We start from the raw sequence: 14783 nt of genomic DNA on the forward strand, positions 1-14783 counted from the left end.
CGAAGAATAAAAAAACAAAAAGATGCCAGGACAGACGAGGGCGCGTGGCGGGGAGGTCGAATGGCAACGCTGTGGAATGCTGCCTGAGGGGCAAGCGGTGATCCTGGTCTGACTTTTAGACTGGTAAAGACGGAAGATTTTCAGGCGCTGTACATAAAGCAGTGCCGTCTTTTTTAATGCCGCAGTGTTGTTTTCTGGTCCGAAAGTCGCAGGTTAGCGGTTTGGTCGATTTACCTGCGACGCGGCTTATGCGTAAGTTGCGTGAGTTTGCGTGAGTTTTCGTGAATTTGCGTGAGTTTAAAACTTATAGCCCAGCGAAAAATTGGTGGCAATTGCTGGAATATTCAGTCTTGCGGTGCTGGTCAATACAGTATTGCCGTTCTTGTCCTTTACAGTGATGATCGAATCCGTTTGCAATGGAAGATAGGATACGCCGAGATTTCCAGACCAGTTATCGTCGAACGCAATGCTCAGGCCCCCATTCAAAACGGGTCTGAACGATGACGTCGCCTTGGCTTGAACTGTCGTGGCGTTGCTACCGGTCGAAACGAATGCCAGGTAACCGCCGGTGTTTTTCAGGTCCTGCGTAAAATTGTCGTTGAGTTTGACGTGCGTAAAGAAGTTGTAGCTCACGCCCGCCCCCAGATAAGGACGAAAGGTTGCTTTCGGATCGCGGAAATAATATTGAAATAACAGCGTCGGACTCCACTGCATGACGTTTGCTACCGGATTATTGCCAGCTTTGTTAAGCACAACGGGAGGCACCGCCGCACCAAGAACGCCGGGGGTGGTGACGGTTCCGCTGCCGTAAATATCGAATCTTGGCGGTAATCCGGCGACGCTGGTGACGGCGATGTGATCGGTAACAAAATGCGTTACGGTCAACAATGGCGTCACCGCGTTGCCGACCTTGAGGTTTGTCCCGGGTGAGTCGAAATGTTGGGGTAGGAGGGTGGTCTGCGTCAACAAAGAGACTCCCAGATCCGTGTGCAACGGCGTGCTGCTACTTCTTGCGTTATTGATATAAAGTCCACCGACGTTAACCACGGTGTCACCGGCTTTTTGCGCTGCCACCACGCTCGATATCAGGCTAATTGTTAAAGCGGCGATGCAACGACTTACTTTCATTATTTTTATCTCCCTTTTTTTATTTTTTTGCTGCTATCCAAGCTGAAATCGCTTTAATGCGGCTTGCCGACATTTCCCAATAGCCCGGTCACTGGCGTCAACGGGCTACTGACAGATGCTGAACCGGATGCACTCGACAAAAGGCTGGTCACAGGGGCTAGCGGATTGCTGGCGGAAGCTGACCCTGCGGCGGAGGTTGTCCCTGATCCAGACGACAAAAGATTGGTGACGGGGGCGAGTGGACTGCTACCGCCTGCGGCCGAGCCAAGCGAAGTAAGCGCGCTCAGCGGACCGGTCGATTGACCAGCTGCGCCGCCGCCTGTGGTGATCAGTCCTGTGGTACTGCTGACGATGCCGCCAGACGTGGTGATGATGCCGCCAATATCTTTGACCAGAACGTTGCTGGAACTGGCACCGACTTGCGTACCCGCGCCGCTGATACCCGTGCCGACAGTGGCAATCACGCCTGCAATCGGCTGGCCCAAACCGGTGGTCTGGCCGATTGTCAGGGTGGTGCTGGAAAGGGTTGCCGCAAGTGGCGTGATCGCACTGCTCATTGATTGTGTAACCTGTTCCACGGGGCCGGTAGCAAGCGATAGAGCAGCTAACTGACCAGCGCTATCAATCGAGACTCCCGCGTTATTGAGGGCCGATCCGACCGGACCTGTAAGAGGGCTTAACGGTTGCAACGGGCTGCCAGCTGCGCCGGAATCGGTGGCTAGCTGGCCGATATTTCCTACCGTGACCCCAGCGCCGCTGATGACGTTTCCGGTGCTGGCAACCGTGGTGCCGACGGAGTTCGGATTGGTGCCCATTTGCCCGATGCCGTTACTGACACCGTTCCCCAGCGCTGTCACGATCTGGCCGGTGCTTGAGACGGTATTGCCGAGATCCATTTGCGTGGTAGCGATCCCCGGAATCGGCAATGGGGTCGTACCGATCAGATTGCCGACGTCAGAAACGGTTGAGCCGGTTTGACTGACCGCGTTACCGGTTTGAGCGATCGGTGCAGCCGCAGGAACAGCGGTGCCCGGAGTACTGCTCGCTCCGGGACCGACCGAGCCAGAGCCGGTGCTACCGCAGCCAGTCAAGCTGAGTGTGGAGAGCGCAACAATAATTGCGGTAAAAATAACTGATTTTTTGTGAATTAAGTACATTGGGTCTCCTGATTTTTTCAGATATTCACTATCTGTTTGATTTTGTTTGATTTGTGACAAACTCAACTTTTGCTGGTGTGCTTGTATAAGAGCAAGTTTGTGCAGTTTGGATCAATGTACCGATGAACGTTGCCGGGGAATATCGTCCAATCGGACTATATTGCGCTGGAGGTAAATCGACGCGTCTATCCATTAATGGGATAGTCCGCGCTTTTAAGCCAGGGTGCATTGGTAAGCGCTCACGAATAAAATAAACTGCATTGGTACTTGATTTTTACCTAAAGTCATATGATGATATGGTCACATTACGAAAAATCGCATCATCACAATTCAATGACGAGACATCATGTTCAAAAAATTGGCTGCCAATCGCGCCTCCTTGAGTGACACGGTTGCGCAGGAATTACTGCAAAAAATCGAAAGCGGCGAATACGGTCCCGGCGCAAAGTTGCCGACCGAACCGGTGCTTTCAGAAGAATATGGCGTCAGTCGTACCGTGGTCCGGGAAGCGATCTCCCGGTTGAAGAACGAAGGTGCGGTTGAACCACGCCAGGGCAGCGGCGTATATGTCAGCGAACAAGGGCATGTGCGACCGTTGCGAATACAGTTTGACGAGGCGTCTTCCGCTGACGCCGTACTGCAAATCGTGGAGCTGAGACGTGCTATCGACGCCGAGGTCGCCGCGTTGGCAGCGATTCGCCGCACGCCGCGCCAGCTCAAGGCAATTGAAAAGGCACTGCGCGGGATTGAAGCCGATGTCATTGCTGGAGGCGATGGCGTCAAGGCGGACGTGCTATTTCATCGCAGCATCGCCGATGCGACGGGCAACCCCTTCCTGTTGCAAACCTTAGCGTTTCTCAACCAGTATCTGGAAGCTGCGACCAAAGTTACCCGCTCCAACGAAGCGCGCCACGCCGATTTTATGCGTCAGGTGTATGAGGAACACGCGGCCATCGCTACCGCCATCGCTGCTGGCGATGCGCTGGGTGCGCGAAACGCAGCCCAAACGCATATGTTCAATGCGGCGCGGCGCTTATCGCTGGGCGCAGCACCCGTCGCAGCGATGGAGAAATCCAACGCTCAGAAAGAAAAGCGCGCCCTGCCGAAAAAAGTTGCGCGTGCTACATAGCGGATTACATTTAGCTTGCCTGGACTTCTCGCTTCTCGAATAGATGCTCCCACAACCTCGTGCGTTCATGGAACAGTTGAACATTTGCACCTTCACACATTAAATGAATGAGACAGGATTAATTATGACCTTGAACGTCGGTGTTATCGGCCTTGGTGCCATGGGGTTGGGCGTTGCCCGTTCTTTGTTGCGAGCAGGTTTGCGCACGTACGCATGCGACCTTCGTCCTTCCGTGCTCGCCCAGTTTTCCAGTGAAGGCGGAATCGCTTGCAGCACCCCGGCCGAGCTCGGCGCGCACTGTGATGTCGTGCTAACGGTCGTCGTCAATGCCGTCCAGACTGAACAAGTATTATTTGGCGAAAACGGCGCTGCCGCCAGCATGAAGCCGGGCAGTCTGGTAATTGCCAGTGCGACGGTTGCCCCGGATTTTTCTGTTGCCTTGGGCCAGCGCTTAGCCGCGCTCGATTTACTCATGCTGGATGGCCCGTTATCCGGCGGCGCAGCTCGCGCCAATGCGGGCGAGATGACGATGATGACGTCCGGTCCAGCGGTCGCTTATGCTAAAGCCGAAGCGGTTCTGGCAGCGATTGCCGGCAAAGTGTATCGCCTTGGCGATACGCATGGCGTCGGCTCCAAAGTCAAAGTAATCAATCAATTGCTGGCCGGTGTCCATATTGCCGCCGCCGCGGAAGCGATGGCGTTGGGGCTGCGTGAAGGTGTGGATCCCGATGCACTGTATGAAGTCATCACCAACAGCGCGGGAAACTCCTGGATGTTTGAAAATCGCGTTCCGCACATTTTGAAAGCGGACTACACCCCGCTATCGGCGGTCGATATTTTTGTGAAAGATCTGGGACTGGTGCTGGATACCGCGCGTGCCAGTAAATTTCCGTTGCCGTTATCAGCCGCAGCCCATCAAATGTTCATGATGGCGTCCACCGCAGGGTTCGGCGGCGAGGACGATTCGGCCGTAATTAAAATTTTCCCCGGTATCAATTTGCCAGTCGCGAAGGATTAATCAGATGTCGAACTCTCATGACACTAACCATACTGCCCGACCGCTTCTTGGTTGCATCGCAGACGATTTTACCGGTGCCACCGATCTCGCCAACATGCTGGTGCGGGAGGGAATGCGCACCGTGCAAACGATCGGGATCGCTACTGTTGCGCCTACTGATGTGGACGCGATTGTTGTTGCGCTGAAATCACGCACCATTCCAGTCGATCAAGCCGTCGCAGAATCGCTGGCAGCGTTGGCATGGCTGCAGCAGCAAGGTTGCCGCCAGTTTTTCTTCAAATATTGCTCTACTTTCGATTCCACGCCGCAAGGAAATATAGGGCAAGTGACCGACGCCTTGCTGAACGCATTGGGTGCGGACTTTACGATTGCATGCCCCGTGTTTCCGGAGACCGGTCGCACGCTGTATCGCGGTCATTTGTTTATAAACAATCAGCTGCTTAACGAATCGGGAATGCAGAACCATCCGTTGACCCCAATGACGGACGCCAATCTGGTACGCGTGCTGCAACAGCAGACGGCTGGTAAGGTTGGTCTTATTGGCTATCCGGTCGTCGCGCAAGGTATTGCAGCAATTGCGGCAGATATTGCTTCACTGCGCCAGCAAGGCGTGCGCATGGCCATCGTAGACGCGTTAGAAAATAGCGACCTGTATGCTATCGGCGCGGCCTGTGCCGATCTGCCATTAGTCACCGGCGGCTCCGGTATTGCGCTCGGATTGCCAGGCAATTTTATTCGCGCCGGGTTGTTAAGCGTGTCGCAAAACAATCAGGCAAGCGCGCTGCCAACAATCGATGGATTGTCTGCGGTGCTGGCGGGCAGCGGCTCGCTGGCAACCAATGCGCAAGTTACGCACTGGAACATAACGCGTCCATCCTTCTGTATCGATGCGTTGGCCGTCGCCAGAGGCGAACCGGTTGTAGCGAACGCGCTGGCATTTGCCCAGAAACATCTGTCGCTGCAGGCACCATTAATTTACGCGACCACCTCATCGGAGCAGGTCAAACAAGTACAGGCTGAGTTAGGCGTCGAACGCGCGGGGGCCTTGATCGAAGACACGCTGGCCGAGATCGCTAAGGGATTGTTTGCATTGGGGGTACGCCGCTTCGTCATCGCCGGCGGAGAAACCTCCGGTGCGGTTGTCAAGGCGCTCAACGTCACGGCGCTGCGTATCGGCAAACAGATCGACCCGGGTGTACCGGCGACCGCTTCGATTGGTGATGTGCCACTGGCGCTGGCGCTCAAGTCTGGCAATTTCGGTGCGGTTGATTTCTTTGAAAAAGCCTTACGAGAGCTCGGCGACGATCGGATTCAAAGTTCTTTGGGAGCGACCGGTCAATGACTACACCATCGTTAAAAGAGCAATCATTGCGCGAAGAAATGTGCCGGGTTGGTGCGAGTTTGTTTCAGCGCAATTACACCGTGGGCACATCTGGAAATATTAGCGCCAGACTGGATGACGGCTGGCTCATCACGCCGACCGATGCCTGCCTTGAGCGGCTGGACCCGGCATTGATCGCCAAAGTTGACACAGCAGGACAATGGGTCAGCGGCGATAAGCCTTCCAAGACCTTATTACTGCACCGTGCGGTCTACGACAACAATCCCTCCGCGCAGTCGGTGATCCATACGCACTCCACCAATCTGGTGGCACTTACATTGGCGGGTGTGTGGAGCAGAGACGCAGTATTACCACCGATTACACCGTATCAGGTGATGAAAGTAGGGCGAATTCCGCTGATTGCTTATTGCCGCCCCGGCCATCCTAAAGTGGCCGAACAGGTCAGCCTGCTAGCGAATGTGGTGCGTGGGGTGTTGTTGGAACGGCTTGGGCCAGTGCTGTGGCACTCAAGCATCTCGCAAGCCGCTGCCGCCCTGGAAGAGCTGGAAGAAACAGCGCGCTTATGGCTGATGTTGCAGGATAAACCGACAGCGCTCGATGCTGCCGAGATCGAAGATCTGTGTCAGGCGTTTGGCGTACGGTGGTAGTGGTTGTTTGATAAATGGTGACCAAAAAACGCGTTACCTATAATTTTCTAAAAATGAGACGAGGACAAAAGATGTCATTCACAATTAATCCGGAAAAGCAGGCAAAAAAGCCAGCCGGTTCCGGCCAGTCTGGTTCATCCCACAATGGTGTCATCGATGCCGACGGGCTGTACAAAAAAGTATTCTGGCGCTTTGTGCCATTCATTATGCTGTGCTATGTCATCGCCTATCTGGATCGCGTCAACATCGGCTTCGCCAAGCTACAGATGTCGGTTGATCTTGGTTTCAGCGAAACTGTATTCGGCCTCGGTGCCGGGATTTTTTTCCTGGGTTACTTTTTGTTTGAGTTGCCAAGCAATCTGATCATGAACAAAGTCGGTGCCAAACTGTGGATCGCCCGCATCATGATTACATGGGGATTGCTATCAGCCTGTTTTGTCTGGGTGCAAACACCGACACAGTTCTATGTGCTGCGGTTTCTGCTCGGTCTGGCTGAAGCGGGGTTTTATCCGGGCATTATCTTGTATCTGACATATTGGTTTCCATCGCACCGACGCGCTAAAGTTGTCGCCACTTTTATGGCAGCTATCCCTCTTTCCGGTATATTTGGAAATCCATTGTCCGGCTGGATCATGCAAGCGTTTCACGGCACCAGCGGATGGCATGGCTGGCAATGGATGTTTGTGATTGAAGCGGTTCCCGCAGTGTTGATCGGTATCGCCGTTTTGTTTGTGATGGACAACAGTATTCGCAAAGCAAAATGGTTAACGGAGGATGAGAAAGACTTTCTAGAGGCTGCAATCGTTGCCGACCAGAAAGGCAAAGTCAGCCCTAAAACAACCGCGGGTGTTTTTAAAGACGTGCGCATCTGGCATATGTGCCTGATCTATTTTTGTATCGTCATGGGCCAGTATGGTTTGACCTTCTGGTTGCCTACCCTGGTGAAGGCTTCCGGCGTTGAAGGTGCCTTGAATATTGGTTTGATTAGCGCAATTCCATTCTTGTGCGCGGTAGTGGCAATGATCCTGATTGGCCGCCGCTCAGATCGCATGCGCGAGCGCCGCTGGCATTTGATGATCCCGGCTTTGTTAGGCGCGGTCGGATTTGTGGTCTCCGCACTGGCAGCGGATAATACGGTGATCGCCATTACCTTTTTGTCTCTGGCGGCAATGGGTGTGTTGACCTGCTCACCGTTGTTCTGGTCGTTGCCGACCGCATTTTTGTCCGGGACGGCCGCAGCAGCCGGTATCGCTGTGATCAATTCGGTCGGCAATCTGGCGGGCTTTGTCAGTCCATTCCTGGTCGGTTGGCTGAAAGACACCACGCACAGTAATGAAACCGGTATGTTTATGTTGGCCGGGATGCTAGTGGTGGGGGCCATTTCCATCTACCTGACTTCACCTAAAATGGTCAACAAATAGTCTATCTGATCTCAATCAGGTCTTGAAGTTTCGGCAGCGTCGTTACGCTGCCGATGTCAATATTTAAGGAGTTTAGCGATGCCACGTTTTGCTGCAAACCTCACCATGATGTACACCGAACACGCCTTCCTTGATCGCTTTCAGGCTGCTGCCAAAGACGGTTTCAAAGCGGTTGAATTTTTGTTTCCTTATGATTATGCTGCGACGGACTTAAAAACTCGCCTTCAGGATAATGGTTTAACCCAGGCGCTGTTCAATGCACCACCGGGGGACTGGACCAACGGTGAACGCGGCATCGCATCCTTGCCAGGGCGGGAAGAAGAATTTAAACGCAGCATCGACACCGCACTGGAATACGCCCGGGTATTAGGTAACGATAAACTCCACGTGATGGCCGGTTTAATCCGTCCGGATCAGGATCGCACACAGCATCGCGCGGTATACATCGAAAACCTGGCCTACGCGGCGGCACAGCTTGCTCCCGAAGGTATTACGCTGGTGATCGAACCAATCAATACCCGTGACATTCCTGGCTTCTTTCTGAATCGGCAAGATGATGCGCAAGCGATCTGCGCCGAAATTGGGATGGATAATCTGCGTGTGCAGTTTGATCTGTATCACTGTCAGATAGTAGAGGGCGATCTCGCCGTCAAGTTAAAGCGCGATATGGTGCGCCCGAATGGCGGAATTGGTCATATCCAAATTGCGGGGGTGCCTGATCGACATGAACCAGATGGTGGAGAAGTTAATTATCCCTACCTGTTTGGCTTGATCGACGACTTGGGCTATGACGGTTGGATCGGTTGTGAGTATCGTCCTAAAGCAGGCACTTCCGCGGGTCTGGCCTGGCTCAAGCCGTGGTTGTGAGCTAGCTCGTGCGTACTTTGCGCGGATCATGTGACCGCTTTTAATCTCTCATTTTAGAAAGTTTCTCATGCAAGTAGTGATTACCGGCGGAGCCGGATTTTTAGGGCAGCGCCTGGCGCGCCAACTGTTAGCGCAGGGGAGCTTGCCGGACAGCCACGGTCAGCTTCAGACTATCCAAAAAATTGTGTTGGTAGACATTATCGCCGCCACCGGTTTTGACGATGCACGGATAGAGCAGATCACCGGCGACATCGCAGATAGCGCATTACTGGAGCGAGCGATCACGACGGAGACTTCTGCCATTTTTCATTTGGCCGCCATTGTCAGTGGGCAAGCGGAGTCAGATTTCGAACTCGGTATGCGTATCAATCTTGAAGCCTCGCGCCTGTTGTTAGAGCGTTGTCGGATCTGTGGTCATCAACCACGCGTGATATTCACGAGTTCGGTGGCAGTATTTGGGGGCGAGTTGCCAGCGGTGGTGCAAGACAATACGGCACTGAATCCACAGTCATCGTACGGTGCGCAAAAAGCGATTGCCGAATTGCTCTTGAACGACTACAGCCGCAAAGGATACGTCGATGGACGCGTATTGCGCCTGCCGACCATCAGCGTGCGCCCGGGCAAACCAAATAAAGCAGCATCATCGTTTGCCAGCGGCATCATCCGTGAACCTCTCAACGGGCAAGTCACAGTTTGTCCTGTCGGCCCGGAAGTGCGCCTCTGGCTGTTGTCACCGCGCAAGGTTATTGCGTGTCTGATTCATGGCTACGCGTTGACGACCGAAGCGCTAGGTGCGCGTCGCACGGTTAACCTGCCGGGCGTGTCGGTCACCGTTGGTGAAATGGTCGCAGCGCTAGAACGGGTCGCCGGTAGCGAAGTTGCAAGCCGGGTAGAGTGGAAGCACGACCCCGCCGTGGATCGGATCATTTCCAGTTGGCCTGGTGCGTGGGATGCAACCGGTGCAACTGCCCTTGGCTTTAGCAGCGATGCCAGCTTTGACGATATCGTGCGGGCTTATGTTGAGGATGACTTGCCGGTCACTTAGGCAGATCGTTTTAGAAAATTTATTATAAAAAAACCGCTCTTGATCAGAGCGGTTTTTTTATGTGGAAATGTTATCCTGGATGGCGTTTCACGCTGGTAGATTGAGTGGATTATAGGCCGCCCGTGGGCCGACGAACGTTGGAGTAACGCCAGCCATCACCTCGCCACCATTCTTACGCAAGTTGACGGCCTCATGCAGCGCCATGTCGGAAGGAAACACACGTGGCTCATAAATGTCTGGAAACTTTATTTCTTCCACTGATTCCTTGTGTCCGTCTCCGCACTCTTCAGGCAAGTAGGAAAAAGGAAATTCCGGTTTGAACAGTACGCCAACTTCCGCGCTTTGAAGCTCTTCAAAGAACCATCTTAGTGGTACGTCGGATAACGAATGATCGGCATTGCCACCTCCGATGTCTGTATGTACGCCTGCAAACAGGCGTTGGCGGACGTTCGTCGCTTCCTTCCAGAAGGTGGGGGTAAAGGCCTTACGGGTCTCGTCGATAGCGACCGCATGCAAACCCAGTGTTACCTTGGTACTAAGCGAGTTGTTGGCAAAATTAAACAGGTCATATTTATTACCGTTTAAGCTGTAAAGCGGCATACCGATTGCACCGACGGTGTCCCATACCGCCACTGCGGCAATTTCCTTGACTGAGACGAATGCCTCAGGGAGAAGATCCGTTGACGCAAATAAATGATGATAGCTGACCAAATCCTCAACTCGGTCAAGTAAGCCCGAGATCTCGGTAGTGTCGGATTTTTTTCTGTAGCCCAGCCACGCCTTAAGGGCATTTGTATATTTGATGCTAACGTCGCTGGCATTTTGATTTTCTTTGGCAAGTTCAGGGGTGAGGAGGCCTTCGGACGCGATCAAACCAGCAAGCGCACGGACTGTGTAAGCGCCGCGGCTAAAGCCAACCAGAACGATGCGGTCGCCAGCTTCATAGTGTTCAGAAATATAGGTATAGCCGTTTGCAATGCGGGTGGTGACGCCTATTCCAAACATGCCATCCAGCACCTTATCGCCCACTGCTTCACCGTAACCAACCCCATCGACGTACTTGGCGATTTGTGTAGGAGAGCCGTCAGGCTGGTTCGACCGTTCTATTTCGGTTCCGCTCCACTTTGTATTCTTCCCCTCCAACCGTCGAAACAGCATGGAGACGTTAGTAAGCGTATTGACGTTCTCATTCTGAGCGACGCCAGTCGAGGTCACGTCATTGTTCGTCTGGTTTTCTGTCGTACTAAGCGTCGGGTCGGTTGCGCCGCCCCACGAACCATCTGCGCAAAATATGATCGTCTTTGTCATTTTTTTTCCTTAATATTAGCGGCATTGAACAGCCTTTATTATCTAAAAAAAAATTGTCTAAAATTCTACGAAAACCTATTTTTTGCATTAAAGGGCTCACAAAATTCCTTTTCACGCGTTCGGGAAAGCACGTCGGCCGCATACGCAAACTTGTGTCGCCGAAGAAATTCAAGGCGGCCCATGAGCGGTTTCATTTGTGGGAAATGGAATGGGGAGGAGGGAATGTTCGTCGAATTTTTTTTTAAAAGATAAAAAAATCCGTACCGATCTAAATCGATAGGGACCATGTATTTCTTGTTGCTTAAGATTGCGTTCGCGAGACTACCCCTTAGTCTTTACCGCGGCTCTTCTGCTTTTTAATCTTCGACTTTTACTGGCTGATGCAGTGCCACCTTTGCGCCGGGTTTAATCACTACGGTACATGTCATCCCCGCCGCTAGCGTGATTCCGTCCGGCACCTCGTCGATGTGGATCCGCACCGGTACGCGCTGCGCCAATCGAACCCAGTTGAAACTTGGATTGACGTTTGCCAGTCCATTACTGCTAGGGCCATTATCGCGATCAGTAATACCACGCGCGATACTGTCGATGTGTCCGGCGAGTAGCTGTTCGCTGCCTAGAAGACGAATTTCGGCTTTATCTCCAACCCGCATCAAAGGCAATTTATTTTCTTCAAAATAACCATATATCCAAAATGAATTGGCATCAATTACTGTCATCTTGGGAACGCCGACTTGTGCAAAATCGCCAGCGTGGACGTTCAGATTCGCGATCCAGCCGTCGGCTGGTGCCAACACATTCGTACGTTCAAGATTTAATTTCGCCATGTCGCGCGACGCTAGCGCTGCCCGATATACCGCTTCTGCGGCGGAAGCATCTGAACTCGAATTTTCCCGACTTTCGTTCGAAATGACATCGCCGTCGAGCATGGCACGACGAGCGGCATCGCGCTGCTTGATCGTCAGTGCAACGCGGCTCTGCGCGACCATCGCGTCAGCTTGCACCAATGCCAGCGTGTAGTGCGCCGGATCGATTTTCATCAGGACGTCCCCTTTATGTACGTAGGCATTATCACCGACCGGCACTTCTATGACGCGCCCCGCGACATCGGTCGCGACACTGATAACGTCGGCGCGGACCCTGCCGTCACGGGTCCAGGGAGAATTCATATAATGATTCCACAGGGTACGGGTCAGTAAGCAAGCGATGATGACAACGATAAGGGTTATCGTGATCTTAAGGATGTTTTTAATAACTGTAGATAATTTCATAAATGTCTCAAGCAGCATGCAGTAAAAGGCCAAAACCACCAAAAATACAAAAGAATAGTGCAATTCTAAACAGGCTGGGGTGCCAGACAAAGCGATACAGGCGCAAGCGCGTCAGTAGCCAGTCCACGCCAAATTGCAAAATGACACATCCAACGAACACGGCAAGCAGAGTCGGTATCAGTGCATCAAAAAAAGCGATTTCACGCGGCATTGTCGAGTCCTGATGATGAGGTGTTGATAGGTGGAACCGCCGGGGCGTGCTCCAATAGTGAAGTTCGAATCAAATGGAGATTTGCCAGCACGGCCTGGTAATTCGGAAGCAGATGTATCTGCACCGTTGAGACTACCCGGCAAGCGGCGATAGCGGCCAGAACAGCCTCCAGTGCACCGTTTATGTTTTGCGTCGTGGGGCGGGAAAAGAATTGTGAAACAGTGGTGATACTGAGTTGAATCGCGGTATAGGCATAACTGGCTGACAAAATGGATGGATCCTGATTGACGAGCATATTGTTGCCGTAACGGCCCTGCGGCGTGATATCTTCACGCAAGTGAATCACCGCGCGACCGATTTCAAACACAGAGAGTAACCATGTCATGACTTCTCTGTCATCATCATTGACGGTCAAATGCCCCATGGCAAACCGTCCTACCAGGTCCCGTGTACCGCTTTCGAAGCGCCCTGATAAGCCGAGGAGTGGCTGATTGCAACCATCGACGACCTGGCGTCGTAATGCTCGTACCAGCCGGGCTCTTTCCCATCGGCTATCGACCGGGTCAATGATCATATACATCACCGCGGCGATGGCGCATCCAATCAGGCCGCCGGTCATGCCATTCAAAAAACCGACATAATCAAATTCAAAGACATTACCGACCGCGACGTAGGAAAGAAAAAATAACAGCATTCCCAAGCCCGGCCCGGTGTATTTCGGTTTGGAGGCAAGCCATGAAAAAAAGAGCAGAAAGGGTGTTATCGATAAGCACAACATAACGAAGTTCTGTACACCGGGCTGGATGTAACGCGCGCAGATAAAACCGCATACACCACCGACGAATGCACCTTGCATGAAACCGATAACCGTTTTTGTGGGAGATGGCGATGCCGCAAATAATGCGCTGACCACGGTCGCGAACACCACGGCATCAACCCCGGAAGGCCAACCGGTTTGCCACCAAAACAGCATTGATGCACCGAAGCCGATCATTGCCCTTAACGATGACATGGCAACCATTATTGGATCGGTTCGATTGACGTAGTCGGCGGTAAGGACGATATCATCTGGTAATGTGTTACTACGCTCCAGTACGACATTGTGAACACGCATGTAAAGACGTAGTTCGTCGGTAAATCGTTGTAATAAGGCTGCTGCGGCATCAAAGTCTAGCAAGGCATCGTTAATGTAGGTCGCATCAAGCTGCAGCATTTCGGCAAAACTCAATGTCAGGCCGCGCCGCAAAGCAGCAAGCCGGTCCGATAGTTGTTGACGACATTGCTGCAATTTCAACGGGATGTCGTTTGGGTCATCGCTCATGATGCTTACAATGGCGTGGTACTCCATCATTACCGCATTCAGTGTGTTGATTTTACCCGTGTTTTGTAAGCGTAAAAACAGTTGGTCAAGAGAGTGAAAGGTCGTTGATACCGTCATGAACGCGGTGTTCAACAGACGTAAATGGTCTGCTTTTATATGGCCGGTTGCACTTTCGAAGGTCGACGAGGTGCGCAGGTTTTCCAGCGCGATGACTTCGCCGATAAGGCGTAGCATCATGCTATCGCGGTCAAGCTGTGAGCGTTCGGAATGCGGTTCGATTCCTTTGTTCTGCACAAATGTGGAAAAATGTGCGAAGCGATGGCCGATCGTGGCAAGGATCATTTCTGATAGCCGCTTGGGAAACAATACGTCGCTAACGACGCCGGCACATAACAGGCCGAGCATCACTTCACTTAGCCGTGTTGTGGCGATATCGAAAGCATTGGTTGGGTCCAGCGCAGCAGGCAAACCAACGATGACCAGGGTATATCCCGCCAACACAAAAGCGTAGGACTGAAAGTTGCGGAAGGTAATCGCACCTGCAGTGCAAATGCCCATCCAGCACATACCCGCGATCAGAAACAATACAGGCTCCTGCGTGAAGCAAGCAGCCATTACCAGAGAAAATACCACCCCGATAAAGGTGCCGACGAAACGATAGAAACCTTTCGCCATGACCAGTCCGCCACCGGGCTGAGTAACAATCACGACGGTGACCATCGCGGTGGATGGCTTGGATAAATTGAACAGCATCGACAAACCCATTGCCAGAAAAATCGCCAGCAACATTTTTAACATATGCAGCAGAGTCGGCGCCTGCGCGTGTATCCAGGCACCGCCGCTATTTTTCAGGCGGGATAGCCTCGCGCCATCCGGGGCGTTGTGTGCTTCATCTAAGTTTTGGGCGAGTTCACTCAT

Annotated in this window: 13 protein-coding genes; 7 read left to right on the top strand and 6 right to left on the bottom strand. The window is 52.7% G+C overall.

Annotated elements, in window-relative coordinates:
* Positions 1 to 297: 297 nt before the first annotated feature.
* Positions 298 to 1128: an OmpW family protein gene (locus JQN73_RS13140; protein ID WP_205319341.1), complete on the bottom strand. Its 831-nt coding sequence runs from the start codon at positions 1126 to 1128 to the stop codon at positions 298 to 300.
* 53 nt (positions 1129 to 1181) lie between these two features.
* A complete protein-coding gene (locus tag JQN73_RS13145; protein WP_205319342.1) occupies positions 1182 to 2285 on the bottom strand; it encodes a collagen-like triple helix repeat-containing protein in 1104 nt (367 codons plus the stop codon).
* Between the two features lie 346 nt (positions 2286 to 2631).
* On the opposite strand from JQN73_RS13145, the gene JQN73_RS13150 reads away from it, so the two are divergent.
* From JQN73_RS13150 to denD, 7 genes are all read left to right on the top strand, one after another.
* Positions 2632 to 3414, top strand: a complete 783-nt coding sequence (locus JQN73_RS13150; protein ID WP_205319343.1) for a FadR/GntR family transcriptional regulator — start codon at positions 2632 to 2634, stop codon at positions 3412 to 3414.
* A gap of 124 nt (positions 3415 to 3538) precedes the next feature.
* Positions 3539 to 4432, top strand: coding sequence for an L-threonate dehydrogenase (gene ltnD / locus JQN73_RS13155; protein WP_205319344.1), 894 nt, complete (start codon positions 3539 to 3541; stop codon positions 4430 to 4432).
* A gap of 4 nt (positions 4433 to 4436) precedes the next feature.
* On the top strand, positions 4437 to 5774 hold the full coding sequence (gene otnK / locus JQN73_RS13160) for a 3-oxo-tetronate kinase (protein ID WP_205319345.1): 1338 nt from the start codon (positions 4437 to 4439) through the stop codon (positions 5772 to 5774).
* On the top strand, positions 5771 to 6421 hold the full coding sequence (locus JQN73_RS13165) for an aldolase (RefSeq protein WP_205319346.1): 651 nt from the start codon (positions 5771 to 5773) through the stop codon (positions 6419 to 6421). The genes otnK and JQN73_RS13165 overlap by 4 nt, the downstream gene beginning before the upstream one ends.
* Before the next feature lie 71 nt (positions 6422 to 6492).
* Positions 6493 to 7842: an MFS transporter gene (locus JQN73_RS13170; RefSeq protein ID WP_205319347.1), complete on the top strand. Its 1350-nt coding sequence runs from the start codon at positions 6493 to 6495 to the stop codon at positions 7840 to 7842.
* A gap of 78 nt (positions 7843 to 7920) precedes the next feature.
* Positions 7921 to 8709, top strand: a complete 789-nt coding sequence (otnI, locus tag JQN73_RS13175; protein WP_205319348.1) for a 2-oxo-tetronate isomerase — start codon at positions 7921 to 7923, stop codon at positions 8707 to 8709.
* Positions 8710 to 8776: 67 nt separating this feature from the next.
* Positions 8777 to 9754 (top strand): D-erythronate dehydrogenase, encoded by a 978-nt coding sequence (gene denD / locus JQN73_RS13180; RefSeq protein WP_205319349.1) that lies wholly within the window; start codon positions 8777 to 8779, stop codon positions 9752 to 9754.
* Positions 9755 to 9841: 87 nt separating this feature from the next.
* Here the strand turns inward: denD and JQN73_RS13185 are convergent, their stop codons facing one another.
* The 4 genes from JQN73_RS13185 to JQN73_RS13200 all read right to left on the bottom strand — a co-directional run bounded on the left by JQN73_RS13185 (position 9842) and on the right by JQN73_RS13200 (position 14783).
* Positions 9842 to 11062 carry a DUF2235 domain-containing protein gene (locus JQN73_RS13185; RefSeq protein ID WP_205319350.1) on the bottom strand — a complete coding sequence of 407 codons (1221 nt, stop codon included), beginning with the start codon at positions 11060 to 11062 and terminating at the stop codon, positions 9842 to 9844.
* Between the two features lie 356 nt (positions 11063 to 11418).
* Entirely contained in the window at positions 11419 to 12333 is a 915-nt protein-coding gene (locus JQN73_RS13190; RefSeq protein WP_205319351.1) for an HlyD family efflux transporter periplasmic adaptor subunit, read from the bottom strand.
* A gap of 7 nt (positions 12334 to 12340) precedes the next feature.
* Positions 12341 to 12544, bottom strand: coding sequence for a DUF1656 domain-containing protein (locus tag JQN73_RS13195; protein WP_205319352.1), 204 nt, complete (start codon positions 12542 to 12544; stop codon positions 12341 to 12343).
* Complete coding sequence (locus tag JQN73_RS13200; RefSeq protein ID WP_205319353.1) at positions 12534 to 14783, bottom strand: FUSC family protein; 2250 nt, start codon at positions 14781 to 14783, stop codon at positions 12534 to 12536. Before JQN73_RS13200 ends, JQN73_RS13195 begins: the two co-directional genes overlap by 11 nt.

The sequence above is a fragment of the Glaciimonas sp. PAMC28666 genome (genome assembly GCF_016917355.1).
In the GTDB taxonomy this organism is placed as follows: Bacteria; Pseudomonadota; Gammaproteobacteria; order Burkholderiales; family Burkholderiaceae_D; genus Glaciimonas.